At 67.6% G+C, this 24,387-nt stretch carries 20 protein-coding genes; 10 read left to right on the forward strand and 10 right to left on the reverse strand.

Features of this window, described 5'->3' with window-relative positions:
- The first annotated feature begins 97 nt into the window (after nucleotides 1-97).
- Nucleotides 98-1,039, forward strand: a complete 942-nt coding sequence (locus FIU94_RS01730; protein WP_152466913.1) for an L-threonylcarbamoyladenylate synthase — start codon at nucleotides 98-100, stop codon at nucleotides 1,037-1,039.
- A gap of 15 nt (nucleotides 1,040-1,054) precedes the next feature.
- Here the strand turns inward: FIU94_RS01730 and FIU94_RS01735 are convergent, their stop codons facing one another.
- Nucleotides 1,055-1,609: a YqgE/AlgH family protein gene (locus FIU94_RS01735; protein ID WP_152464143.1), complete on the reverse strand. Its 555-nt coding sequence runs from the start codon at nucleotides 1,607-1,609 to the stop codon at nucleotides 1,055-1,057.
- A gap of 155 nt (nucleotides 1,610-1,764) precedes the next feature.
- Here FIU94_RS01735 and FIU94_RS01740 point away from each other — a divergent pair, with 155 nt between their 5' ends.
- Entirely contained in the window at nucleotides 1,765-2,574 is an 810-nt protein-coding gene (locus tag FIU94_RS01740) for a protein-disulfide reductase DsbD domain-containing protein (protein WP_152464144.1), read from the forward strand.
- Here FIU94_RS01740 and FIU94_RS01745 read toward each other — a convergent pair.
- The 5 genes from FIU94_RS01745 to FIU94_RS01765 all read right to left on the reverse strand — a co-directional run bounded on the left by FIU94_RS01745 (nucleotide 2,571) and on the right by FIU94_RS01765 (nucleotide 10,431).
- Nucleotides 2,571-5,969 carry an efflux RND transporter permease subunit gene (locus FIU94_RS01745; protein ID WP_152464145.1) on the reverse strand — a complete coding sequence of 1,133 codons (3,399 nt, stop codon included), beginning with the start codon at nucleotides 5,967-5,969 and terminating at the stop codon, nucleotides 2,571-2,573. The two genes, FIU94_RS01740 and FIU94_RS01745, sit on opposite strands and share 4 nt — an antisense overlap.
- A gap of 3 nt (nucleotides 5,970-5,972) precedes the next feature.
- Nucleotides 5,973-7,439 carry an efflux RND transporter periplasmic adaptor subunit gene (locus FIU94_RS01750; protein ID WP_152464146.1) on the reverse strand — a complete coding sequence of 489 codons (1,467 nt, stop codon included), beginning with the start codon at nucleotides 7,437-7,439 and terminating at the stop codon, nucleotides 5,973-5,975.
- Between the two features lie 135 nt (nucleotides 7,440-7,574).
- Nucleotides 7,575-8,576, reverse strand: a complete 1,002-nt coding sequence (locus FIU94_RS01755) for a YcjF family protein (protein WP_152464147.1) — start codon at nucleotides 8,574-8,576, stop codon at nucleotides 7,575-7,577.
- The gene (locus tag FIU94_RS01760; protein WP_368407140.1) at nucleotides 8,576-9,019 is read right to left on the reverse strand and encodes an N-acetyltransferase family protein; all 444 of its coding nucleotides are present in this window, start codon (nucleotides 9,017-9,019) and stop codon (nucleotides 8,576-8,578) included. Before FIU94_RS01760 ends, FIU94_RS01755 begins: the two co-directional genes overlap by 1 nt.
- The gene (locus tag FIU94_RS01765; protein ID WP_152464148.1) at nucleotides 9,016-10,431 is read right to left on the reverse strand and encodes a YcjX family protein; all 1,416 of its coding nucleotides are present in this window, start codon (nucleotides 10,429-10,431) and stop codon (nucleotides 9,016-9,018) included. Before FIU94_RS01765 ends, FIU94_RS01760 begins: the two co-directional genes overlap by 4 nt.
- Nucleotides 10,432-10,519: 88 nt before the next feature.
- Between FIU94_RS01765 and truA the strand changes: the two genes are divergently transcribed.
- Nucleotides 10,520-11,287, forward strand: a complete 768-nt coding sequence (truA, locus tag FIU94_RS01770) for a tRNA pseudouridine(38-40) synthase TruA (protein ID WP_152464149.1) — start codon at nucleotides 10,520-10,522, stop codon at nucleotides 11,285-11,287.
- A gap of 4 nt (nucleotides 11,288-11,291) precedes the next feature.
- Here truA and gndA read toward each other — a convergent pair whose 3' ends face one another.
- Nucleotides 11,292-12,704: an NADP-dependent phosphogluconate dehydrogenase gene (gndA, locus tag FIU94_RS01775; protein ID WP_152464150.1), complete on the reverse strand. Its 1,413-nt coding sequence runs from the start codon at nucleotides 12,702-12,704 to the stop codon at nucleotides 11,292-11,294.
- A 150-nt stretch (nucleotides 12,705-12,854) separates the two neighbouring features.
- Here gndA and FIU94_RS01780 point away from each other — a divergent pair, with 150 nt between their 5' ends.
- Both FIU94_RS01780 and FIU94_RS01785 read left to right on the forward strand, forming a co-directional pair.
- Nucleotides 12,855-13,313, forward strand: coding sequence for an NUDIX hydrolase (locus FIU94_RS01780; protein ID WP_152464151.1), 459 nt, complete (start codon nucleotides 12,855-12,857; stop codon nucleotides 13,311-13,313).
- Between the two features lie 92 nt (nucleotides 13,314-13,405).
- Nucleotides 13,406-14,887 carry an inorganic phosphate transporter gene (locus tag FIU94_RS01785; protein WP_152464152.1) on the forward strand — a complete coding sequence of 494 codons (1,482 nt, stop codon included), beginning with the start codon at nucleotides 13,406-13,408 and terminating at the stop codon, nucleotides 14,885-14,887.
- A 7-nt stretch (nucleotides 14,888-14,894) separates the two neighbouring features.
- Here FIU94_RS01785 and FIU94_RS01790 read toward each other — a convergent pair whose 3' ends face one another.
- The 3 genes from FIU94_RS01790 to FIU94_RS01800 form a co-directional block, all read right to left on the reverse strand.
- Nucleotides 14,895-15,911 (reverse strand): 2-dehydropantoate 2-reductase, encoded by a 1,017-nt coding sequence (locus FIU94_RS01790; RefSeq protein WP_152464153.1) that lies wholly within the window; start codon nucleotides 15,909-15,911, stop codon nucleotides 14,895-14,897.
- 7 nt (nucleotides 15,912-15,918) lie between these two features.
- Nucleotides 15,919-16,824 carry an ornithine carbamoyltransferase gene (gene argF, locus FIU94_RS01795; RefSeq protein WP_152464154.1) on the reverse strand — a complete coding sequence of 302 codons (906 nt, stop codon included), beginning with the start codon at nucleotides 16,822-16,824 and terminating at the stop codon, nucleotides 15,919-15,921.
- Nucleotides 16,825-16,899: 75 nt separating this feature from the next.
- On the reverse strand, nucleotides 16,900-18,075 hold the full coding sequence (locus FIU94_RS01800; RefSeq protein ID WP_152464155.1) for an aspartate aminotransferase family protein: 1,176 nt from the start codon (nucleotides 18,073-18,075) through the stop codon (nucleotides 16,900-16,902).
- Between the two features lie 261 nt (nucleotides 18,076-18,336).
- Here FIU94_RS01800 and FIU94_RS01805 point away from each other — a divergent pair, with 261 nt between their 5' ends.
- The 5 genes from FIU94_RS01805 (at nucleotide 18,337) to FIU94_RS01825 (ending at nucleotide 24,369) form a co-directional block, all read left to right on the forward strand.
- Entirely contained in the window at nucleotides 18,337-19,245 is a 909-nt protein-coding gene (locus tag FIU94_RS01805; RefSeq protein WP_152464156.1) for a DMT family transporter, read from the forward strand.
- A 103-nt stretch (nucleotides 19,246-19,348) separates the two neighbouring features.
- Nucleotides 19,349-19,921, forward strand: a complete 573-nt coding sequence (locus tag FIU94_RS01810; RefSeq protein ID WP_152464157.1) for a GcrA family cell cycle regulator — start codon at nucleotides 19,349-19,351, stop codon at nucleotides 19,919-19,921.
- 106 nt (nucleotides 19,922-20,027) lie between these two features.
- Nucleotides 20,028-21,644, forward strand: coding sequence for a thiamine pyrophosphate-binding protein (locus tag FIU94_RS01815; protein ID WP_152466915.1), 1,617 nt, complete (start codon nucleotides 20,028-20,030; stop codon nucleotides 21,642-21,644).
- On the forward strand, nucleotides 21,631-22,821 hold the full coding sequence (locus FIU94_RS01820; protein ID WP_152464158.1) for a CaiB/BaiF CoA-transferase family protein: 1,191 nt from the start codon (nucleotides 21,631-21,633) through the stop codon (nucleotides 22,819-22,821). Before FIU94_RS01815 ends, FIU94_RS01820 begins: the two co-directional genes overlap by 14 nt.
- Before the next feature lie 198 nt (nucleotides 22,822-23,019).
- The gene (locus tag FIU94_RS01825) at nucleotides 23,020-24,369 is read left to right on the forward strand and encodes a tetratricopeptide repeat protein (RefSeq protein WP_152464159.1); all 1,350 of its coding nucleotides are present in this window, start codon (nucleotides 23,020-23,022) and stop codon (nucleotides 24,367-24,369) included.
- Nucleotides 24,370-24,387: the final 18 nt, after the last annotated feature.

Below are 24,387 nucleotides of genomic sequence, written 5' to 3' on the forward strand. Positions count from 1 at the left end.
CAACCCCGGACCCGCCCTGCTAAGGGCAGACCGATATACCCATAACATGAAGCGCCCACCTTCGCCCCGCAACCCGAAACGCAGCGTCATCGCCACCATGACAGAAGAGACGGAAATCCTGCATTTCGACCGCCCTGGCATCGACCGGGCGGCTGATCTGCTGTCCTCCGGCAGGCTGGTCGCCTTCCCGACCGAAACGGTTTACGGCCTCGGCGCGGATGCGCGCAACGGTCAAGCGGTCGCGGCGGTCTATGCGGCCAAGGGACGGCCCAGCTTCAACCCCCTCATCGCCCATCTGGCCGACCCGGCTCAGGCCCGCGACCATGTTGTGTGGTCCGACCAGGCCGAGGTTCTGGCCAGCGCCTTCTGGCCCGGCCCGCTCACGCTGGTCTTGCCCCTGCGCCCGGATCACGGGCTGTCCACACTGGTCACAGCCGGGCTGGACACGGTCGCGCTGCGGGTGCCCGCGCATCCCGCCGCCCGCGCGCTGCTGGAGGCCACCGGCGGCCCGGTGGCGGCGCCCTCGGCCAACCCGTCGGGACGGATCAGCCCGACCACCGCCGCGCATGTGCTGGCAGGGCTGTCGGGCCGCATCGCGGCGGTACTGGACGATGGCCCCTGCAGCGTCGGGCTGGAGAGCACCATCGTCGGGCTGGCAGGCCCCGCGCCCACCCTGCTGCGCGCGGGCGGGCTGCCGCAGGAGGCGCTTGAGGCGGCCCTGGACGCGCCACTGCAGTCGGTCAGCGGCGCGGATGTGGTGGCACCCGGACAGCTCGCTTCTCACTACGCCCCGCGCGCCCGCGTCCGGTTGAACGCGACAGAGGCGCGGGGCGACGAGGTCCTGCTGGGCTTTGCCGGGGTCGCGGGGACGCTGAACCTGTCAGCCTCGGGTGATCTGGTGGAAGCGGCAAGCCGTCTCTTCGACCACCTGCACCAGCTGGACGGGATGGCGCGCCCCATCGCCGTGGCGCCGGTGCCCGACCGGGGGCTGGGCCGCGCCATCAACGACCGCCTGCGCCGCGCCGCCGCCCCCCGCTGAGACGGAGACTGAGACTCAGGCCCGGCCCGCTGTTGCCGACAGCCCCAGCGGATCGACCCCGAGCGATTTCAGCGCGGCGGTCCATTTCTGTTCGTCCTCAAGGTCGAAAACCATTTCCGGCGTCGCCTCGCAGGTAAGCCAGCCGTTCTGCGCGATCTCGCCTTCCAGCTGGTCCGGTCCCCAGCCCGCATATCCCAGCATCAGCTGCGCCCGCTGCGGCCCCCTGCCCGCCGCGATGTCCTCAAGCACGTCCAGCGTCGCGGTCATCGCGAAATCATCGGCGATTGTCATGGTCTGCATGGCAGACCGGTACTCGGGCGAATGCAGAACAAAACCGCGCCCGGTTTCCACCGGCCCGCCGATGTGCACGCGCAACTCGTGCTGCGCCGGAGCTGTCGGCGTCTCGATCTGCTCCAGCACGTCGGACAGCACCACATCGACGGCAGGCTTGTTGACGATCAGCCCCATCGCACCCTTGTGGGAATGGTCGGCGATAAAGATCACCGCATGGGCGAACCGGGGATCGCCCATGGACGGCATCGCAACGAGAAGTTTTCCGGTCAGGTTCATGGGCAGGACACACTTTGGCCGGGGAGTATCACCCGCACGATGCCCAAGGCGCCGCCGCGTTTCAAGGGGGCGGCGGGCCGACAGCGGCAATTCGCGAAACATGGATGATGCAAATGTGACTTGGCAGCCGCCCCTGCATGGGCCATTGACAGGGCATGATCAGACACCTCGCATCCGCCCTGGCCCTCTGCCTGGCGACCGCCCTGCCCGGCCTTGCACAGGACGGCATCGGCACGCCCGTCACCGCTGAAATCCTGCCCGGCTGGGTCAAGCCCGACGGCACCCGCGTCGCGGCCATCCGCTTTGCCCTGGCGCCGGGATGGAAGACCTACTGGCGCGCGCCCGGCGACGCGGGCATCCCGCCGCATTTCGACTGGACCGGTTCGGACAACCTGCGCGGCGTGGGGATCACCTGGCCCGCCCCGCAGGTCTTCCGCGAGGGCGGCGTGCTGACGATCGGCTACAAGGACGAACTGGTGCTGCCCGTCACCCTCGCCCCGGGCGATGCGGGCCAGCCGATGCGGCTGGAGGGGACGCTCGACATCGGCGTGTGCAGCGACATCTGCGTGCCGCAACGACTGCAGGTCGCGGCACTGCTTGATCACGCGCAGCGCACGCCATCCCCCCCGATCGCCGCGGCACTGGCGGCGCGCGCCTTCTCCGGCGCCGAAGGCGGGGTCCGCTCGGCCACCTGTGCCTTGCGCCCGACTGCCGACGGGATGCAGATCGAAGCCAGGCTGGACATGCCGTCCACCGGCCGGAACGAACTGGTGGTGATCGAACCCGGCCAGCCCGGTGTCTGGGCAAGCGAGACCAACAGCAGCCGCAAGGGCCGCACACTGACCGCGACCGGGGACCTTGTGGCGAACGCGGGCGGCGCATTGGCGATTGACCGGTCGCGGATCACGATCACCGTGCTGGGCGACCGTCAGGCGGTGGAAATCCGCGGCTGCACCTCGGGTTAGGAAACCGGTCGCTGCCGCCTGACCGCGACCGCATAGGACAGCGCACCGATCACGTAGCCCGCGAGGGCGATCACGCCGGCGCCGATCAGAAACAGCATCAGCGCCCCCGCTGTCCCGGTCATGCCCGACGGCAAGAGCCATCCGGCCAGCGGATGCACATCCCCCCGCCAAACCGCCCAGCCCAGCGTCAGCGCCCCCCAGCACAGCATCAGCGCCCAGAGCGCGGCAAGCCCCAGCCGCAGGCTGCGCAGGGGCGCGCGCACCCCGCGCCGCATCGCCGCGACCTGCCGCGAAAGATCGTGCTGCGCCGCCACCAGCGCGGGCACGACCAGCAGAACCAGCACCATGCCGAAGCCCAGCCCATAGACCAGCGTGATGACCGTCGGCTTCAGGAACTGCGCCTGCTGGCTTTGTTCGTAAAGCAGCGGCGCCATGCCCAGCACCGTGGTCAAGGTGGTCAGCATCACCGGGCGCAGCCGGTCCGCCGCGCCGTCGATGATCGAAGGGATCAGGCCCCGTGTCTCGGCATATTCGTCGATGGTGGTCACAAGCACGATGGAATCGTTGATGATGATCCCGGTCATGCCCAACAGGCCGACCACCGTGAACATGCTCAGCGGCACGTCCCACAGCGCGTGGCCATAGATCGCGCCCACGAGACCGAAGGGGATGATCGCCATGACCACCATCGGTCGCGTCCAGCTGCCAAAGATCCAGGACAGGACCAGATAGATGCCCGTCAGCACCAGCAACAGCCCGGTCAGCGCATCGCTCAAGAAATCGCTTTCCTGCTCGCTCAGCCCCGACAGACGCCACTCGACCTGCCGTTCGGACGCGATGCGGGGCAGGATGTCGTCCTGCAAGGCCTGCTGGATCTCCGTCGCACGGGCGGCATCGTCTTCCGAGATGTCGCCCGTGACCGAAATCAGGCGGATGCCGTTTTCCCGCCGGACGGTGCTGAAACCCGTGCGCCGCTCGACGCTGACGATATCGGCCAGCGGCACGTACAGCCCCTCGGGCGTCCGCATCTGGAGGCGGTCCAGGAAATCCGCGGTCAGCTCGCCCTCGGGCAGTTCCACCCGGATCGTGGCCGACCTGGGGCCATCGGGATAGGTCGCCGCTTCGATCCCCGCCAGCCGGTTGCGCAACACCCGCCCCAGCGCGTCGATGGTGAAGCCCAGCGCCTGCCCCTGCGGTGTGAGGTCAAGGATCAGCTCTTCCTTGTCGTAGGCCAGATTGTCCTCGACCGCCGTCACCTCGGGGTAACTGCGCATCGCGGATTTCAGGTCTTCCGCCGCCGCCTTCAACGTCTCGGTGCCCGATCCGTAGAACTGCACGTCCAGGGCATCGCCCCCCGGCCCGGACCGCCAGCCGCGAAAGCTGACGGTTTCGGCCAGGGGATGGTTGACCACCCGGTCCTGCAGGTCGGCCACGAAGGCAAAGCTGGAATAGGGCCGAAGGTCGGCGTCGATCAGCTCGATGGAGATCCCGCCAAGCAGGTCCGCGTCCTTGTTGTCGGCCCCGGCCAACCCCCGGCCCGAGGTCCCGCCGATCTGCGCGATCACGTAATCCAGCGGGTTGGTCCCGTAGCGGTCCGCGTATTCCGCGCCCAGTTCCTCGGTCGCGCGCTGCATCTCGCGCATCATTTCGACGGTATCTTGGCGGGTCGCACCTTCGGCCATCGCGAAACTACCCGACACGCTGCCCTGCTCAGGCGAATTGAAGAAGCGCCACTGCACCGATCCGTTGATGAATAGCGTGATCTGCGAGGCGAGCACGACGACCACCCCCGCCAGCACCACGTAGCGCGCGGCGATCACCCCCGCCATCAGCGGGCGGAACAGCCGGTCGCGCATCCACTCGAATCCGCGATTCACCGCGCGACTGGGCAGATCGTACCAATGCCGCTTTGCCGCGGCGCGCATCGCGTGGGCCATGTGGTTGGGCAGGATCAGAAAGCACTCCACCAACGAGGCGGCCAGCACCGCGATCACGGTGAAGGGAATATCCTTGATCAGATCGCCGAACCGCCCGCCCACGATCACCAGCCCCCAGAAGGCGATGATGGTGGTCAGGGTCGCCGCGAACACCGGCATCGCCATGCGCCGCGCCGCGTTTTCGGCCGCCTGCAGGGCGCCATCCCCCGCCCGGTACCGCTGGTCGGCGTATTCCCCCACCACGATGGCGTCGTCCACCACGATCCCCAGCGTGATGATCAACCCGAAAAGCGAGATCATGTTGAAGGTCAGACCCGCCGCATACATCAGCGCGATGGCCGCGCCCATGGCCACCGGGATCCCCGCCGCCACCCAGAACGCGGTGCGCGCGTTCAGGAACAGAAACAGCAGCAGCACCACCAGCCCCAGCCCCATCAGCCCGTTGTCGATCAGCAGATCCAGCCGCCCGGTGATCGCCTCTGCACGGGTGCGGATCAGCTCTACCGTCACATCGGCGGGAAGGCTTGCCGCCAGTTCCGCCGCGACCTCCTCCACCGTGGACTGGATGCCGATGGCATCGCCCCCGTCCGACCGGTCCACCCTGACCGAAACGGCGGGATCGGCACCGACAAAGTAGGACTGCAATCGGTCCACGCCTTCGCTGCGGACGGTGGCCAGATCGCCGATGGTCAGCTTGGAGCCATCGGCGTTGGAGCGCAGGACGATCCGGGAAATCTCTGGCGCGCTGCGTTTGGCCGTGCCGGTGCGGACCCGTGCATTGGCCCCCGTGACATCCCCCGCCGGGTCGGCGTCGACCTCGGCCGCGATGGCGGCGGCAATATCGGCCATACCGATGTCAAAGGCGATCAGCTTGGCCGATGGCACCTCGACCAGCGTCTGCGGCGCCGCGATCCCCTGGATGCTCGTGCGGGTGACACCCCTGGCAAACAGGCGGGTCACGAATTCATCGGCGAAACGGCCCAGCTGCTCGGGCGCGACCGGTCCGGTCAGGACCACATCCGTCACCCGGTCCCGCCACGCCCCGCGCCGGACATTCGGCTCCTCCGCCTCTTCCGGCAGGGTGGTGATGGCATCCACCGCCGTCTGCACATCCGCCGCGGCGCGCGCCATGTCCCAGCCCGGCTCGAAATCCAGCGTGACGGTGGCCCGCCCCTCCCGCGAGGTGCTTTCCGAGCTTTCGACACCTTCCACCGCCAACAGAGCCGGTTCCAGCACCTGCACGATGGCCGCATCCACATCCTCGGCACCGGCGCCATCCCAAACGGTGGTCACGGAGACGTTGTCGACGATCACATCCGGAAAAAACTGCGCCCGCATATTCGGCGCGGCAGCCGCACCCGCGACCAGCAGAAGAACCAGCAGAAGGTTCGCCGCCGTGCGGTGCCGCACGAAGTAGGACAGGATGCCTCCGGCCCTGCCGGTGATCGCGCGGGCCACGGGTTAACCGCCCATCCGGCTTTCCAGCCGCTCTACCATCCCGGCGGGCACGCGCGGCTCGGACAGGCGGGCCAGCACCCGCTCCTTCGCCTCCTGCGGCATCGCGCTGCTGGCCTCGACAAAGGCGACCAGCCGCGCGCGCCGTTCCTCGGACAGCTCCAGCATGCCGGCGGTGTCCCCCGCCCCGGGCGCAGGCGCGGGCTGCGCCCTGTCTAGCGGCCTGACCGCGATACCGGCGCCCAGCAGGGGCGAGCGTTCGCGCACCACCTGCCGCCCCTGGATCGGGCCGCGCACCAGAACGTCGTCTCCCTGTCGGCGGAGCACGTCGACCGACACCTGCTCCAGCCGGTTGTCCGGCCCCAGGACCAGCAGGCTGTCGCCCGCATCCATCGCCGAGGCAGGCACGCGCACCACGTCCCGCACCACCGGTTCCTGCACCTGAACGGTGACGAAATCACCGGTCTTGAAACCGGCGGCATCCTCCAGCGCGGCAAAGATCAGGCGCCCTGTGGCCCCTTCTCCCGCAGCGGCGCTGGCCCGGCTGATGCGGCCCCGCGCCGTCAGATCCACCCCCGCCACATCCAGAGTGGCGGTGACATCGGCACGGATCAGATCGCCCTGCCCATCCAGCAGCCGCGCGTACTGGGCCGTGGACAACCGGAAGGACACCTCCAGATCATCGGGGTCGATCAGTTGCGCCAGCTGTTCGTTGGCCGAGACCAGCCTGCCCGCCACCACCGAGGTCGACGACAGGGTCCCGGAGAAAGGCGCCTCGATCGTGGTATCGGCCAACCGCCGCTCGGCTTCGGCCAGGGCGATCCGGGCACGCTGCAAGCCTGTGGCGGCCTGGTCCACCCGTGCCTCTGCCGTCGCGGCGGCCTGACGGGAAGAGATGACCGCCAGCCGCGCCGTCGATGCCGCCAGTTCGGCGGTTTCGGTCGCCGTGGCGGTACTGACGCCGCGCCGGTCAAGGTCCTGCTGACGCTCGAATGCCCTGTCGCGCAGGGCCGCCTGATCTTCGGCGGCGGCCAGCGAATCCCGCGCCAGCAGCAACGCCCGTTGCGCATCGCGCTGTTCCGCCTCGGCATCGGCGATATCGCTCTGCGCACGCTCGACCGCCGCGCGGGCGTCGGAAGGGTCCAGCCGGACCAGCGCCTGCCCGGCGTCGACCGCGCCGCCGTTCTCGAAATTCTCGGCCAGTTCCACGACCCGGCCCGCAACCGCCGTGCGCAGTTCAAGCAGGCGGCGGCTTTGCACCTCTCCGAATGTCTCGATCACGGGTGCGATGTCCGCCAGTTCGGGCACCAGGACGTTCACGGAAAACACCCGTTCGCGGGCGGGCGGTGCCTTGGTCTCGGACGCGAGACGCTCCTGCAGGGCGGTGCCCACCATGTAGACGGCAAAGACCAGCAGCCCCAGCGTTGCCGCCGCGAGGAACAGGCCGATCATACTTTGTCTGAGAAACCGCATGCAGGTCCGATCCGAAAACTGACTGGGACGTGTGGGACAATATCCCAGTTTCCAGCCCGAAAATACAACTCACAAGTCTGATACGCGGGTGCTGCGCGTTTCCGTCGCCAAGAGGCCGGGAAATTTCGGCGCCCCCTAATCGTTCTTTGAGAACAGGCCGCCCAGCGCGCGCTTGATGATGCCGCGCACCTTGGGGCGCCGCGCGGGGGAGAAGGGCAAGGGCCGGCAGACCTCCATGGCCGCGACGCCCACCCGCGCGGTCAGCGCCCCGTTGACCAGCCCCTCGCCAAAGCGGCGGCTGACCTTGGCCAGGATGGAGCCGCCCAGCACCGGCTCCAGCAGATCGTCGCCCACCGCCACGGCCCCCGTCGCCACCAGATGCGACAGCACCGCGCGGGTCAGCCGCCAGGACCCGAAAAAGCCCGAGCGCCCACCGTAGATTTCCGCGATCCGCCGGATCATCCGCAGGTTCGAGGTCAGCGCCGCCGCCACGTCGGCCAGCGCCAGAGGCACCAGCGCCGTGACCGTGGCGACCTGCCTTGCGGCGGCCTCCACCTCGCGGCTGGCGGCAAGGTCGAGCGGGTGCAGCAGCTCTGCCTCGGCCAGGGCCAGCAGGCCCGCCGCATCCAGCTGGTCGCCCCGCAGGTCCGACAGCCTGTCACGCCCCCAGCGGGTATCCTCGCGCCCCTTGTAGAGCGCCACCAGACGGTCCGTCACACCGCGGGCGGCGGCCAGGTCGTCCTGCGCCAGGGCCTCCGCCGCGCCGTGATGCAGCCCGTCGAGCCGCGCCAGACGGCTGAAAGCGGCCATTTCGCGCAGGCAAAGCAGACCCAGCACCAGCAGAAAGGCCGCCACCAGCACCATCATCGCCCACCCCACCAGCGGGTATTGCGCCATCAGCCCGGCGATGAAGCTCCAGGCGGCGATGGAAACGACCGCCCCCACCAGCGCCGTCGCCAGCCACCAGAACAGACCCACCAGCCGCGAAGGCCTGCGCGCGGCAAGCTGGGCCGCGATCTGCATGGCCTGCCCCTTGGGCGGGGGGTCCGACAGGTCGGGCACCGGCGGCGCCGCCGACACCTGCGGGCGCGGTGCCGCGTCCTCCTCAAGATCGAAAAGTACCGGACCTCTGGCCATCACGCCGCCTCCTGTCGCCAGTCATACCGGATGTCGGGCAGACCCTCGTCGTTTCGCGCCCCGTCTGTCCGCAGGGTTTCACTGAAACCGTGACGCAGATAGAACCGCTGCGCCCCGGTGTTGGCCTGAAAGGTCCAGAGCGTCAGACTGGGCGCCGCCGCCTGCGCCTGCCGCAGCAGGTCGCTGCCCACCCCCTGGCCCCGCGCGTGCCGCGCCACGTAAAGCGCATGCAGCTCGGCCTTGTTCCGCGCGGCAAAACCGATCACGTCCCGATCGTCTTCGGCCAGCGTCACCCACCCCAGTTCGATCAGGTCCCCGGCATGGGCCAGGTCCTGCGCGCGGCTGTGGATGCGCGGCATCCAGGGCGTGGTATCCACGAATTCCGACAGGATCATGCCCACCGCGCCCGCATCCATGGGCCGGGCCGGACGCAGCCGGGTCACAACCGGTCTCCGAGCAGGAATTCCGCCGCCCGGTCGAGCCGGATGTGCGGCGGGCCGTCGCCCGGCCGCAGCTCCAGCGGGGCGGGGGCGAACCGCATGATCTGGTAATCCTGGTCAAGCCAGCGGTCCGCCCCGCTGCGCGCCGGGGCCAGAAGATGGCCGGGGTCCGACGGCAGCTCGCCGGGGTAGAAGGCCGCCTGCTTGCCGGTCTCAAGCAATGTACCGCGCACCACGCCCAGTCCCTCGCCCTGGTGGGTCATCGTGTCCTCCGTCGTGGCGCGCAGCGATGCGATGGCCATGGCCGCCGTGCCCGCCCCGGCATATTGTGCCCGATCCCGCGCGTCGCGTGTCAGCGCCTCCATGATCGCGGTCAACCTGCCGTGCTGGCTGTGGTGCAGATGGTCCGCCTTGGTCGCGGCAAAGAGGATCTTTTCGACGCGTCGCCCCCCCAGCAGATTGCTCAGAAACCGGTTTCGGCCCGGTCGGAAGGCGCCCAGAGTCTCGGTCATGGCGCCGCGCAGGTCCTCCACCGCCTGCGGACCCTGGTGGATGGCCCCCAGCGCATCCACCAGCACGATCTGCCGGTCGATCCGCGCGAAATGATCGCGGAAAAAGGGCCGCACCACGCGGGATTTGTAAGCTTCGAACCGGCGGGCCATCTCGCGGTGCAGCGACCCGCGCGCCGACGCGCCTTCGGTCGGGATCGGCGCAAAGGTCAACGCGGGGCTGCCGGCAAGGTCCCCCGGCAACAGGAACCGCCCCGGCGTGCAGTCGGAAAAACCGGCGGCCCGCGCCTGTGTCAGATAATCGGAAAAGAGGCGCGCCAGCTCCTGCGCCAGCGGCTCGTCGTGGCTGGCCTGCGGGTCCACATCCCGCACCCGCGCCATGAAAGCCGCAGCCGCAGGTCGCGCCGCGATCCGCGCCAGCGTCTCGCGGGACCAGTCTTCGAAACTGCGCTCCATCAGGCCAAGGTCCAGCAGCCATTCGCCGGGGTAGTCCACGATGTCCAGATGCACGGTGCGCGGCCCCTGCAATCCGGCAAGCAACCCGTTGGGCCGCACCCTCAGCGACAGGCGCAGCTCGGAAATCGCGCGGGTGCTGTCGGGCCAATGGGGCGCGGGGCCGGTCAGCGCAAGAAGATGGTTCTCGTAGTCGAAACGCGGCACGGTATCGTCGGGCTGAGGCTGAAGAAAAGCGGCCTCTATCCGCCCCTCGCGCGCCGCGACAAGCCCCGGCATGCGACCCCGGTCAAGCAGGTTGGCCACCAGCGATGTGATGAACACGGTCTTGCCCGACCGCGCCAGTCCCGTCACGCCCAGGCGGATGACGGGTTCCATGAAGGTCTGCGACACCGTGTCCTGTACGTTTTCGACCTGCCGCCAGATGCCGTCCGCGATCCGCCCGATGACCAATGCCTTGCCCGTCCCTTCGTTTCTTGCGCTAACATAGGGTTACCACGCGGGGATTGCCAGATGCCCACCACCCGGCTAAAGCGCGGCCATGTCCCGATACGCCCTGAAAATCGAATACCACGGCGCGCCTTTCGTCGGCTGGCAGCGGCAGACAGACCTGGCCTCGGTTCAGGGCGCAATCGAAACGGCGCTGGCCCGGCTGGAACCGCGCGCGCACAACATCGTGGCGGCGGGGCGCACCGATGCCGGGGTGCATGCGCTGGCGCAGGTGGCGCATTGCGACATGGAAGCGGACTGGGACGCTTTCCGTCTGTCCGAGGCGCTGAACTATCATCTGAAGCCGCTGCCCGTCGCGATCACCGATTGCCGCGCGGTACCGCAGGATTTTCACGCCCGGTTCTCGGCGCGCGAACGGCGGTACCTGTTCCGCATCCTGTCCAGACGCGCCCCCGCGACCCACTGCGCCGGACTGGTCTGGCAGATCAAGCATGAACTGGACCTGGAGGCCATGCGGCAGGCGGCGGCGCTGCTGATCGGCAAGCATGACTTCACCACATTCCGCTCGACCGTGTGCCAGGCAGACAGCCCGGTCAAGACGTTGGACAGGCTGGACATTGCGCGCGTCGAGACGCCGGGCGGGCCGGAATATCATTTCGACGTGCGTGCGCGGTCGTTCCTGCACAACCAGGTGCGCAGCTTTGTCGGCTCGCTGGAGCGGGTGGGCACCGGGTCATGGTCGCCCGACGACATGCAGCGCGCGCTCGACGCCCGCGACCGCGCCGCCTGCGGCCCGGTCTGCCCGCCGCAGGGGCTCTACCTCGCGCATGTGGGCTATCCGGACGATCCCTTCGCCTGACGGTTCAGATCAGCCCGTTCCACGTCCCGTGGTGCCGACCCGGTTCATCCAGCCGTTCGAACCCGTGGTGGCCAAAGAAATCACGCTGCGCCTGTATCAGGTTCGCCGTGCCCCGCGCGCGCCGCATCGTGTCGTACCAGGCCAGCCCTGCGGAAAGGGCGGGCAGCGCCACACCCATCGACACGCCAGCCGCCACCACCCGGCGCAGCGCCGGGATCGCATCGGCGAGCCGCGCGCGCATCGTCGGCGCCAGGATGAGATGGTCCCGAGGCAACGCCGCCCGGAAAGCTGACGCAAAGTCATCCAGCAGGGCGGAACGGATGATGCAGCCCGCCCGCCAGATCTCGGAGATCCGCCCCATGTCGAGACCCCAGCCAAATTCCTCGGACGCGGCGTGCAGAATCCGGAACCCCTGCGCATGGGACAGGATGCGCCCCGCCAGCAGGGCCTGTTCAAGATCCGCGTCCGGCGGCATTTCTCCCCCGGCCGTCCCGGCGGGCAGCAATGACTCCGCCGCCGCGCGCATGTCCTTTTCCGACGACCAGCCCCGCGCGCCGACCGCCGCCTCGATGGTGCTGGCGGATTGCCCCATGCGCAGCGCCTCGATCAGGGTCCAGCGCCCGGTGCCCTTCTGCCCGGCCTGATCAAGGATCACGTCGACCATTGGCTGGCCGGTCGTTGCATCGCGAGAGGACAGCACCGTCGCGGATACATCCATCAGATAGGATTTCAGCGGCCCGTCCCGCCAGTTCTGGAAGACCGCGCCGATGGCCGGTGCTTCCTGCCCACCGCCATCGCGCATCAGGCCGTAAACCTCTGCGATCATTTGCATATCGGCGTATTCGATGCCGTTGTGAACGGTCTTGACGAAATGTCCCGCCCCGTCCGGTCCCAGGTGCGCGACGCAGGGCGCACCTTCGAACGTCGCCGCGATCGCTTCGAGCATCGGTTGCAGCTGCTGCCAGGAATGATCGGTGCCGCCCACCATCATCGAAGGGCCGTGCCGCGCGCCCTCTTCGCCGCCCGAGACCCCCATGCCGACGAAATGCAGCCCCTGCGCATCCAGCGCCTTGGCCCGGCGGCGGGTGTCGTGAAAATCGGCGTTGCCGCCGTCGATGATCGTGTCGCCGGGGTCGAGCAGCGGCGCGATCTGCGTGATCATCGCATCCATCGGCGCACCTGAGGGGATCATGAACAAGACCGACCGGGGCGTCGACAGCGCCGCGACGAAATCCGCCAGCGCCGCAACGCCGATCAGGCGGTCCGCCAATGGCCCCGCTTCGGTCAGAAAGGGGTCGATCCAGTCTGCTTCCCGGTTTGAAACCGCGACGGTGAATCCGTTTTCGGCCAGATTGAGCGCCAGCGCCGATCCCATTGTCCCCAGGCCAAACACACCTATATCTGCAGTAGCGGTCATGATCGCTCCCTCTTTCGCGTTGCTGCAAAGTGCGCTTTGGCCCCCCGCGACGCAAGTCCATAGGAATTAATTGATTTTTAACATGAAACAAGTTATCCACAGGCAGATACAAGGTGATGATATAAATAAGAAACTAACAGGCACAAACCGATGATGCATGCCTTTCGCCTCGCCTGGGCCGAGATGGTCCTTCCGATCCTGAAACGCCCCAAGCGGCTGCAGGTGGCTGCCCTGTGCTACCGTGACACGCCCGACGGCAAGCGCGTATTGCTGATCACCAGCCGCGATACAGGCCGCTGGATCGTGCCCAAAGGCTGGCCGATCAACGGGCTCGACGGCCCCGGTGCCGCGCTTCAGGAAGCCTGGGAAGAAGCCGGTGTGCGCGAAGCCGACATCGAAAGTGCCCCGGTGGGCATCTTCGATTACGCCAAGGGTCTGGGCGAGGGGCTGACCATGCCGGTCCAGGCACAGGTCTACCTGACCCGCGTCAAGGATCTGCGCGAGGACTATCCGGAGGCCGAGCAGCGCAAGCGCGCCTGGTTTTCCCCCCAAGAGGCGGCGGAGCTGGTGGATGAGCCCGATCTGCAGGCCATCCTGCGCGCGCTCTGACCTGGCCCTGCGTCTCCATCTGCTTGCACCTGCCGACCCGTTGTGAGACCTCGTGTGACCAACCGATATCTGACCGGGGACATTGAACGCGCATGAGCACCGGACCGCAAGGGAGTCAGTGGAAAACGCTGGACACCGATCTCGACCGTATTTCCCGTGTCGAACTGGCCACTGCCTATGTTTCCCGGCCGCTGGTCGCGACCGGCATCGCGCTGGCCTTCATCGCCGTCGCCGGGATCATGGCGGGCGTCTTCTTTGGCCAGACCTCGACCAGCTTCGTGGTGATCGCCGCCGCGGTGTTCGGGGCCTACATGGCGGTGAACATCGGTGCCAACGATGTCGCCAACAACATGGGGCCGGCAGTGGGCGCGAATGCGCTGACCATGGGCGGTGCCATCCTGATCGCGGCGCTTTGCGAAAGCGCGGGCGCGTTGCTGGCGGGGGGCGACGTTGTGTCCACCATTTCCAAGGGCATCATCGACCCCGCGTCGATCGCCGACACGCGCGTCTTCATCTGGGCGATGATGGCGGCGCTGATTTCTTCCGCGCTCTGGGTCAACCTGGCCACATGGGTCGGCGCGCCCGTGTCGACCACACATTCTGTCGTGGGCGGCGTCATGGGTGCGGGCATCGCGGCAGCGGGCCTGACGGCAGTAAACTGGCCGTCCATGGGCATGATCGCCGCCAGCTGGGTGATTTCGCCGGTGCTGGGCGGCGCCGTCGCCGCCGCCTTTCTGGCCTTCATCAAGGCGCGCATCCTCTACCAGGAGGACAAGATCGCCGCGTCACGCACCTGGGTGCCGGTGCTGGTGGGCATCATGGCCGGGGTATTCGCCAGCTATCTCGCGCTCAAGGGACTGAACAAGGTCGTCTCCATCGGCATGCCGGTCGCGCTGCTGATCGGTCTGGTCATCGGGATGCTGGTCTACGCAGTGTCCGCACCGCTGATCCGGCGCAAATCCGAAGGGATGGAGAACCGCAACAAGTCGGTCAAAGTGCTCTTTTCGCTGCCTCTCGTGTTTTCAGCCGCGCTCTTGAGCTTTGCGCACGGGGCCAATGACGTCGCCAACGCGGTGGGCCCCCTTGCCGCCATAGTCCACGCCAGCCAGTTCGGCGGGTTCGAGGCGCAGGTCAGCATCCCGCTCTGGGTCATGATCATCGGCGCCTTCGGCATTTCCTTTGGACTGTTCCTGTTCGGGCCCAAGCTGATCCGCATGGTCGGCAGCCAGATCACCAAGCTGAACCCGATGCGCGCCTACTGCGTGGCGCTGTCGGCGGCGATCACCGTCATCATCGCCTCGTGGCTCGGCCTGCCGGTCAGCTCTACCCATATCGCCGTCGGCGGTGTTTTCGGCGTCGGGTTCTACCGCGAATGGCATATGGAGCGGCGGTTGCGCAGGCCGGATGTGGCCGTGGGCACGGTCAAACGCATCGCGCCGGAGGAACGCCGCCGCCGCAAGCTGGTCCGCCGGTCGCATTTCATGACCATCATCGCCGCCTGGGTGATCACCGTCCCGGCGGCGGCCACGATTTCGGCGCTCGTGTTTCTGGTGCTGAACGCCGTCGTGAACTGACGCAGGGTCAGGCGCGGGCCAGTTCCGCGCGCAGGGCGGCGGCGGGCAGATTGGGCAAACCCTGTCCGGCCAGTTCCGCCGTTTCGATCAGGTCCTTCACCAGCCGGGCGATCGGGGTCCGGCGCCCCGCCTCTTCGCCCATGCGGATGACTTCGCCCTGAAGCGCGTCGATCTCGGTCGGGCGGCGTGCCATCAGGTCATAGGACATGGAGGTGCGTGCCTGTTCGTCGATGGTCAGCATCTGTGCCGCCACCCGCGTGAACAGGGGCGTCGGCAGCCGCAGGATCCAGGGCACCTTGCCGACCTCGACGGGACTGATGGACACCGGCCTGATCCCCCTGGCCCGCAGCACCGCCAGCGCCTCGGCCCATTGGTCAGCCATCAGCCGCCGCCAGCCGCGGTCTTGCAGCTGTGCCTTCAGCGGCAGGCCGCTGAGCGCGTTCAGCGCGTTGTTGAGGTTGATCAGAAATTTGCCCCATTGCACCGCTTCGATGTCGCGGCTTTCGGTCACGCGCAGATGGGGGGCGCCGATCACCGCGCCGAGGTCGCCCGGCCCCGCGCCGATGACGATGTCACCGCTGGTCGCGCGGTGATAGCCGCCCTGCCCCAGCGGCACCACGTTGAACGGCACCATGCCGCCGCGCAGGTCACGGCCCGGCAGCATGTCCCGCAGCAGCGCGGCATTGGTGACGCCGTTCTGCAGGCTGACAACCGGGCATTTGCCAGCGGCGTGACGGTCGATCAGCCGGGCGATCTGGGCGGTGGCGCCGGATTTGACCGTGACCAGGATCAGGTCGGCATCGGCAAGACAGGCAGGGTCTTCGGACAGGGTCAGCCGTTCGGCGCTGACCTTTTGCGCCATGCCGTCGAAGTCGGTCAGGGTCAGCCCGTGGGTATGGATCTCTGCCGCGACACGCGCGCGCAGCAGCAGCGTGACCTGCGCCCCCGCCGCCGCCTGCAGCCCCCCCACGAAACAGCCGATGGCACCCGCACCGGCTATCACGATATTGGGGTCTGCGCGCATTGCGGTCCTATCGGCCCAGACAGTGGCGCATGATCGCCTTCTGCGCGTGCAACCGGTTCTCCGCCTCGTCGAAGATGACGGAATGCGGGCCATCCATGACGGCGCTGGTCGCCTCGTCCTCACGGTGGGCGGGCAGGCAATGCATGAACAGCGCATCGTCCCTGGCCCGCGCCATCAGCGCCTCGTTCACCTGATAGCCGCGCAGCTGATTGTGCCGCCGTTCGCGGGCGGACTGCGGATCATGCATGCTGACCCAGGTGTCCGTGACGACAAGGTCCGCGCCTTCCACCGCCTTTTGCGGATCGCGCTCTACCGTATAGAGACCATCGAGCGCGGGCTCCGGGTCCAGCGGCGGCGGCCCGGTGAACACGAGGTCGAACTCGAACTGTTTCGCGGCGTGGGCGAAGCTGGCAAAGACGTTGTTGCCATCGCCCGACCAGACCACGCGCTTGCCCTTGATCGGGCCGTTGTGCTCTTCGAAGGTCATCACGTCAGCCATGATCTGGCAGGGATGGCTGCGGTTGGTCAGCCCGTTGATCACCGGAACGGTCGCGTATTCTGCCATGTCCAGCAGCGTCTGCTCCTCGAAGGTGCGGATCATGATCAGGTCCACGTAGCGCGACAGCACGCGGGCGGTATCCGCGATGGTCTCGCCATGGCCGAGCTGCATGTCGGCCCCCGACAGCACCATGGTCTGACCGCCCATCTGACGGACCCCCACGTCGAAGGACACGCGCGTCCGGGTGGAGGGTTTTTCGAAGATCAGCGCCACCATGTGATCCTTCAGCGGCTGTTCTTCGTCGGGCGCGCCTTTGGGGCGGCCGTTGCGGGCGGTCTTCATGTGGCGGGCGTTGTCGATGATCGTCCTCAGATCGGCGGAGGAGGTCGTGTTGATGTCCAGGAAATGGGTCATGGGTAAGCTCTTTGTTGTGGCAGCCGGGGGTTTTCCCCCCCGGACCCCCGGAGAGTATTCTTGGCATAAAGAAGATCAGGACGGCGCCAGGCTGCCTGCGGCTCGGTCGAGGCGAGAGACAGCTTCAGCGATTTCGTCGTCGGTGATGTTGAGCGGCGGCAGCAGGCGCACCACGTTGTCGGCGGCGGGCACGGTGATAACCTCGGCGGCGTAGCCTGCGGCGACCAGATCGGCGGGGGCCACCTTGCATTTCAGCCCCAGCATCAGGCCCGATCCACGCACGGAGTCCAGCACGTCGGGGTGGTTGGCGACCAGTCCTTCCAGCTTTTGGCGCAGCAGACCCGCCTTGCGGTTCACCTCCGCCAGAAAGTCCGGGTCCGCGACGATGTCCATCACCGCGCAGCCCACGGCACAGCCCAGCGGGTTGCCCCCGTAGGTGGATCCATGGGTGCCTGCCGTCATGCCGCTGGCGGCGTCTTCGGTCGCCAGTACAGCGCCAAGGGGGAAGCCCCCGCCGATGCCCTTGGCCACCATCATGATGTCCGGCGTCACCCCGGACCATTCATGGGCGAAGAGCTTGCCGGTGCGGCCCACGCCGCATTGCACCTCGTCCAGGATCATCAGGATGCCATGTTCGTCGCAGAGGTCGCGCAGCCCCTTGAGGCAGGCGTCGGGCAGCGGGCGGATGCCGCCCTCGCCCTGCACCGGTTCGACCAGCACCGCGCAGGTCCGTTCGGTGATCGCGGCACGCAGCGCGTCGTGGTCGCCGAACGCCAGGTGTACGAAACCGGGCAGGAGCGGGCCGAAGCCCTTGGTCATCTTCTCGGACCCGGCGGCGGCGATCCCGGCGGAGGACCGTCCGTGGAAGGAGCCGTCGAAGGTGATGATCTCAACCCGTTCGGGCTGACCCTTGTCATAAAAATTCTTGCGCGCCATCTTGACCGCCAGTTCGCAGCTTTCGGTCCCCGAGTTGGTGAAGAACACCGTATCGGCAAAGGTTGCATCCACCAGCTTGTCCGCCAGCGCCTGCTGCTGCGGGATCTGGTAGAGGTTGGAGGTATGCCACAGCGCCCCCGCCTGCGCGGTCAGCGCCTCGGTCAGCTGCGGGTGCGCATGGCCCAGCGCGTTCACGGCAATCCCCGCGCCGAGGTCCAGAAAACGTCGTCCGTCCGCCTCGATCAGCCAGGTGCCTTCGCCCTTCACAAAGCTGAGGGGCGCACGGTTGTAGGTCGGCAGGACAGAAGAGATCATCTGAAAGTTCCTATGATGGGGCCGCGAAAAGCCCAAATGGGCATGGGCGGCGTGCAGGGTCAAGAGATTTGGGCAGGCGCGATGCGCCGGGGATCAGACCTGCGGTCGGCAGGTCACGCTGGAGGCCGTTCAGCCGTGGCGTCGTCGGGACGGGGTGTGTCGCATCGTGATCATGTGGCAGTGTGTAAGCCGCAAATCGTCGTTTGCCCAGCCCGAAAATGGCGACTTGCCGCGGCACGTCGTTGCAGCCATATCAGGGGCATGTATCAGGCCAGGGCCCAGAACAACGCGCTTGCCGCAGGATTGATCGCGGTGGCCACAGCCTTCATCGCGGCAACCACGCTGATGGCCAAAGCCCTGGGCGGTGACAGCTTTGGCGCGGCCCTGCCCGCGCTTCAGATCAGTCATGGCCGTTTTCTCTTTGCCTTTGTCGTGTTCGGCGGCGCCACCCTGATCCTGCGCCCCGCACTGGAACGCCCCCACTGGGGCCTGCACATCGCCCGCACCGCCTGCGGCTGGGGCGGGATCACGCTGATGTTTGCCTCGGTCGCCTTCATCCCGCTGGCGGATGCCACGGCGATATCCTTTCTGAACCCGGTGTTCGCGATGATGCTGGCGATCCCGCTTCTGGGTGAAAAGGTCGGGCGCATCCGATGGTCCGCCGCGGCAATGGCGATGGCCGGTGCGGCAATCCTGCTGCGGCCCACGCCCGACAGTTTTCAGCCCGCCGCCCTGCTGGCCCTGGGGGCGGCGATGGTCATGGGAATGGAGCTGATTTTCATCAAGAAGCTGGCGCTGCGCGAGAACCCGTTTCAGATCCTGCTGGTCAACAATTTCATCGGCCTGTGCATCGCGACGCTCGCGGTGCTGCCGGTCTGGCAGCCGCCCACGGCGGCGCAATGGGCCGTGCTGGGGGGCATCGGCGGCTGCATGGCGCTGGCGCAAACCTGTTTCGTCAACGCCATGGCGCGGGCCGACGCCAGCTTTGTCGCGCCGTTCAGTTATGGTACGCTGATCTTTGCCGCCCTTTACGACATCATCTTCTTCGATGTGGTCCCGGATGCGATCACCCTGGCGGGGGCCGCCATCATCATTGCCGGGGCGGTTCTGCTGGCCCTGCGCGAGGCCCGGCTGAAGCCGTCGCCGCCCCGACCCACAACTGCCGTGTGACGCTTCCTCCCTTGCACCCGTCAGAGGAGTGATTAGAATAGGGGCCTGACTTTGACAAAGCGGCCACTGAAGAAGGGCCGCTTTTTAACTGGGGAAACCTGCCATGTCCTGGACCGACGAGCGTGTAGAGACGCTGAAAAAGATGTGGGGCGAAGGCCAGTCTGCCAGCCAGATCGCCAAGGAACTGGGCGGTGTGACCCGCAATGCCGTGATCGGCAAGGTGCACCGCCTCGGTTTGTCGAACCGTGCCACATCGGGTGCTACGGCCCCGGCTGCGGCCAAGCCCGAAGCCAAGCCAAAGCCCGAAGCGAAACCCAAGGCCGCGCCGAAGCCTGAAACGAAGCCCGAGATGAAGACAGAGGCGGCGGCCCCCGCGAAGCCGAACCTGCCCGCGCGCAAGCAGATCATCCCGGCAGGCCAGCCCCTGCCGCCGCAGCCGTCCGCGAACGAGATCAGCCCCGAGGCGCTGGCCAAGGTCAACGAGGTGGAAAAGAAGGCGAAGAAGCTAGGCCTGATGGACCTGACCGAACGCACCTGCAAGTGGCCTGTGGGCGACCCCGCGACCGAGGATTTCTGGTTCTGCGGCTTGCCCGTCAAGCAGGGCAAACCCTATTGCGAAGCGCATGTGGGCGTTGCGTTCCAGCCGATGTCGGCCCGCCGCGACCGGCGCCGCTGAGCGTCGGTTGCAGCACCGCGCTGCAACAAACCCAACGTGCAAGTGAATTGCGCCGGGCCGCGGGGCGTGGTTGATGATGGCACCACCTGCCGGAGAACCGCCGCCCATGCCCGATACGATCCGCGCCGCCGATGCCCTGGCCCGCCGTCTCTATGCGGCCGGGTGCCGCACCGCGTTCGGCATGCCGGGCGGCGAGGTGCTGACCCTGATCGACGCGCTTGAACAGGCCGGGATCCGGTTTGTTCTGGCCAAACACGAGAACGCCGCAGGTTTCATGGCCGAAGGTGTGCATCACCGCGACGGCGCCCCGGCGATCCTGGTCGGGACCATCGGACCGGGCGCGCTGAACGGTGTGAACACCGTTGCGAACGCGCTGCAGGACCAGGTGCCACTGATCGTGCTGTCCGGCTGCATGGACCCGGACGAAGCGCAAAGCTATACCCATCAGGTGCTTGACCAGGCCGCCGTTTTCAAGCCGATCACGAAGGCCCAGTTCACGCTGAACGCCGGTGCGGCGCATCTGATCGCGGACAAGGCGGTGGCCATCGCCACCGAGGGACGTCATGGACCCGTGCACATCGACGTGCCGATCTCGGTGGCCGAGGCGCAGGTCCCGTCGACGGCCCCTGCCCCCCGTGCACCGGCCTCTGCCCGCGCGCCCTATGGCGACGACCTTGCCACCGCGCGGGACTGGCTGGCGCAGTCCGCAAGGCCGGTGATGATTGTCGGCGTGGATGTGTTGAACCAGCGGGCCGAGGCGGCGGTGCGGACCTTTGCCGAGCAGTTCCAGGTCCCGGTCATATCCACCTACAAGGCCAAGGGCGTCCTGCCCGAGGATCACGCGCTGGCGCTGGGCGGGGCGGGGCTGTCGCCGCTGGCGGACCGGCACCTGCTGCCCTTTGTGCAGGCGGCGGACCTGATCCTTTGCGTCGGTTACGACCCGATCGAGATGCGGCCCGGATGGCGGCATGCCTGGGACCCCGCAGCGCAGCGCGTGATCGACATCACCGCCGCGCCGAACACCCATTACATGCATCAGGGGACGCTCAACTTCGTCACCGATTGCGCGCCGACGCTCAAGGCCCTGGCCGACGGCGTGGGCCCGCGCGACACCTGGGCGGAGGGTGAGATCTACAAGCTGAAGACCGCGCTCGCCGCGGCCTTCCCCCGGGACGAAGACTGGGGCCCCGCAGCCGTGATCGACTGTTGCCGCAGGGTTCTGCCGCCTGACACGATTGCCACCGCCGACAGCGGCGCGCACCGCATCCTGCTGAGCCAGATGTGGGAATGTCCCGCGCCGCGGTCGCTGCTGCAATCCTCGGCCTTCTGTACCATGGGCTGCGCGGTGCCCCTGGCCATCGGGGCCAAACTGGCCAGTCCCGACCGGCCGGTGGTGTCGTTCTCGGGCGATGCGGGGTTCCTGATGGTGGCGGGTGAACTGGCCACCGCCGCCGAGCTTGACCTGGCGCCGATCTTTGTCGTCTTTGTCGATGCCGCGCTCGCCCTGATCGAGAAGAAGCAGCGCGAACGCCAGCTGCGCAACACCGGTGTTGATTTCGCACAGCACAACTTCGCCGCGATGGGCGTGGCCTTTGGCGGCGTCGGGGTCACGGTGCGCCACCGCACCGCGCTGGAAGAGGCGCTGAAGGACGCGCTGACAGCCGACCGGTTCACCGTCATCGCCGCCGTGATCGACAAGGGGGCCTACGATGGCCGCATCTAGGGGCGCACTCGACGGGGTCTTCGTGCTGGACCTCACCCGCATCCTTGCAGGGCCGACCTGCACCCAGTTGCTGGGCGACCTCGGCGCCACGGTGATCAAGATCGAGAACCCCGGCACAGGCGGCGACGACACCCGGGGCTGGGGGCCGCACTATGCCACGGACCGCGACGGCAACCCCACCGACCTGTCGGCCTATTTCATGGCCGCCAACCGCAACAAACGATCCGTCGCCGTCGACATCGCCACGCCGCAAGGGCAGGCGTTGCTGGGCAGACTGGCCGCCCGTGCCGATGTGGTCGTGGAAAACTTCAAACCCGGCGGGCTGAAGAAATACGGGCTGGATCATGCCACCCTGCGCGCACGGCACCCCGGGCTGGTCTATTGCTCGATCTCCGGCTTCGGACAGGACGGGCCGAACAGCAGCCAGCCGGGCTATGACCTGATGGCACAGGGCTACGGCGGGATCATGTCGATCACGGGCGCGCCCGACGGGCCTCCGATGAAAGTGGGCGTGGGCATCGCCGACGTGATGTGCGGCATGTACGCGACCATCGGCATCCTGGCCGCGCTGCGCCACCGCGACGCCACCGGCGAGGGCCAGCATATCGACCTTGCGCTTGTCGACAGCGCGATGGCCTGGCTGGTCAACGAAGGCACCAATTTCCTGACCTCGGGGCAGCTGCCCGAGCGCCGCGGCAACGCGCATCCCAACATCGTTCCCTATGACGCCTTCGCCTGCGCCGACGGTCATATCCTGCTGGCCGTGGGCAACGATGCGCAGTTCGCCCGGTTTTGCGATGCGGTGGGCATCCCGCAGGAGCCGCGCTTTGCCACAAACCTCAAACGGATCGAGAACCGCGCGGCGCTGATGGCGGTGATCGCCCCGGTGCTGCGCCGCTACGCCAAGGCGGACCTGCTGACGCAGCTGCAGGCGGTGGGCGTGCCCTGCGGGCCGATCAACACCATCGCCGAGGCGCTGGCGTCGGACCAGGCGCAGGCGCGCGGTGCCGTCGTCAGCCTGCCGCGCGAGGATCTGGCCGAAGGGCTGGTGCGGCTCTTGGGCAATCCGCTCAAGATGTCGGCCACGCCCGTCCGTTACGACCGCGCCCCGCCGCGCTTCGGGCAGGACACCGATGAAATCCTTGCCCAACTTGGCGGCGATTCGTTGCAGAAATAGGCGCAATCCCCGGACGGGCCGACGTATTGCGCGGTAAATCGCTCAACCCAAGGTTCGTTTGGGCGGGTTTTGTCACATTGCCTCACGAAACCGATTATCACCTTCACGTTGACGTGTGACAGGGCCATCTGCGGTCTCGGGCGGCATATTCGACGGTATCGTGCAGGTACCCCGAACCGCACCAAGAGGCGACCTTGAATGAAACACGATATCTGCCATGCCCCCGTTGCGCTGACTGACGCGGCCGCGCTGAACAGCTGGAACGCGATGATCCGCGCGTTCCTCGCGCATAAACCCGCGACGCCGCAACACCTGGCCGACACGCTGGATGCCGCCCCGGACTTTGCCATGGGATATGCCGCACGCGGGCTGTTTGCGCTGATGCTGGGCCGGGCCGAGATGTGGCAGGTCGCCGAAGACGCCCGCACCGCGGCGCATCAGGCTGCGCGCAGCAGCCTGCCGTCGGCGCGCGAGCGCGGCTGGCTCGATGCGCTGGACCATTGGCTCGCCGACAGCCCCACCGGCGCCGTCGCGGCGCTGGAAACCGTGCTGGACCGCTGGCCGCAGGACACGCTGAGCGCCAAGGCCAGCCACGGCATCCGTTTTATCCTGGGGGACGCGCCGGGCATGCGCGCGTCGGTGGAGCGGGTCCTGCCCGCGCATGGCGCCGACCACCCGCTGCGCGGCTACCTGATGGGCTGTCACGCCTTCACCCTGGAAGAAACCGGCGACTATGGCGCGGCGGAACGCGCGGGCCGCGCCGGGCTGACGCTGGCGCCGGACGACGCCTGGGGCCTGCACGCGGTGGCCCATGTCCACGACATGCGCAACGAACCCGACGCCGGCATCGCCCTGATCGAGGGGTTCAGCAGCGCCTGGGAGGGCAGCAACAACTTTCGCTACCACGTCTGGTGGCACAAGGCGCTGCTGCATCTCGACCGGGGCGAGACCGACGTGGTGCTGGCGCTGTACGACCGCCAGATCCGCGCGGACCGGACCGACGACTACCGTGACATCGCCAATGCAACCTCGCTGCTGATGCGCCTGCATCTGGACGGCGTGGCGGTCGGCGACCGCTGGGACGAACTGGGCGCGCTGGCGCAGAACCGCATCGACGACGGCTGCCTGGTCTTTGCCGACCTGCACTACCAGCTTGCCCTGTCAGGCGCGGGAAAGACCGGCGCGGTGCGTGAAATGACCGCGCGCTTTGCCCGCGATGCGCGGAAATCCGGCGACATGGCCGACCGGGTCGCCGATCCGGGGCTCTCGGCGCTGGCCGGGCTGACCGCCTTTGCCGAAGGCCGCTATGCCACCGCATTCGAAAACCTGAGCGCCGCCCGGCCCAAAATGCAGAGCATCGGCGGAAGTCACGCGCAACGCGATGTATTCGAACGAATAACCATTGACGCGGGCTTGCGGGCGGGCCATTTCGACGCGACAGAGCAGATCATGCTGGACCGGCTGGCGCTGCGTGCAGGACACGCGGATCGCTTCGCCGAAAGCCGGTTCGAACAGCTTTCACGCCTGCGCCGTATCCCCGCACAATAGCATCGAGACCGCATTCAG

This window comes from Sulfitobacter sp. THAF37, assembly GCF_009363555.1.
GTDB lineage: Bacteria > Pseudomonadota > Alphaproteobacteria > Rhodobacterales > Rhodobacteraceae > Sulfitobacter.

Coding starts and splice junctions, on each gene's coding strand:
- FIU94_RS01730 (WP_152466913.1), top strand. CDS start 98: ATGACAGAAGAGACGGAAATCCTGCATTTCGACCGCCCTGGCATCGAC.
- FIU94_RS01735 (WP_152464143.1), bottom strand. CDS start 1,609: ATGAACCTGACCGGAAAACTTCTCGTTGCGATGCCGTCCATGGGCGAT.
- FIU94_RS01740 (WP_152464144.1), top strand. CDS start 1,765: ATGATCAGACACCTCGCATCCGCCCTGGCCCTCTGCCTGGCGACCGCC.
- FIU94_RS01750 (WP_152464146.1), bottom strand. CDS start 7,439: ATGCGGTTTCTCAGACAAAGTATGATCGGCCTGTTCCTCGCGGCGGCA.
- FIU94_RS01755 (WP_152464147.1), bottom strand. CDS start 8,576: ATGGCCAGAGGTCCGGTACTTTTCGATCTTGAGGAGGACGCGGCACCG.
- truA (WP_152464149.1), top strand. CDS start 10,520: ATGTCCCGATACGCCCTGAAAATCGAATACCACGGCGCGCCTTTCGTC.
- gndA (WP_152464150.1), bottom strand. CDS start 12,704: ATGACCGCTACTGCAGATATAGGTGTGTTTGGCCTGGGGACAATGGGA.
- FIU94_RS01780 (WP_152464151.1), top strand. CDS start 12,855: ATGATGCATGCCTTTCGCCTCGCCTGGGCCGAGATGGTCCTTCCGATC.
- FIU94_RS01785 (WP_152464152.1), top strand. CDS start 13,406: ATGAGCACCGGACCGCAAGGGAGTCAGTGGAAAACGCTGGACACCGAT.
- FIU94_RS01790 (WP_152464153.1), bottom strand. CDS start 15,911: ATGCGCGCAGACCCCAATATCGTGATAGCCGGTGCGGGTGCCATCGGC.
- argF (WP_152464154.1), bottom strand. CDS start 16,824: ATGACCCATTTCCTGGACATCAACACGACCTCCTCCGCCGATCTGAGG.
- FIU94_RS01800 (WP_152464155.1), bottom strand. CDS start 18,075: ATGATCTCTTCTGTCCTGCCGACCTACAACCGTGCGCCCCTCAGCTTT.
- FIU94_RS01805 (WP_152464156.1), top strand. CDS start 18,337: ATGTATCAGGCCAGGGCCCAGAACAACGCGCTTGCCGCAGGATTGATC.
- FIU94_RS01810 (WP_152464157.1), top strand. CDS start 19,349: ATGTCCTGGACCGACGAGCGTGTAGAGACGCTGAAAAAGATGTGGGGC.
- FIU94_RS01815 (WP_152466915.1), top strand. CDS start 20,028: ATGCCCGATACGATCCGCGCCGCCGATGCCCTGGCCCGCCGTCTCTAT.
- FIU94_RS01820 (WP_152464158.1), top strand. CDS start 21,631: ATGGCCGCATCTAGGGGCGCACTCGACGGGGTCTTCGTGCTGGACCTC.
- FIU94_RS01825 (WP_152464159.1), top strand. CDS start 23,020: ATGAAACACGATATCTGCCATGCCCCCGTTGCGCTGACTGACGCGGCC.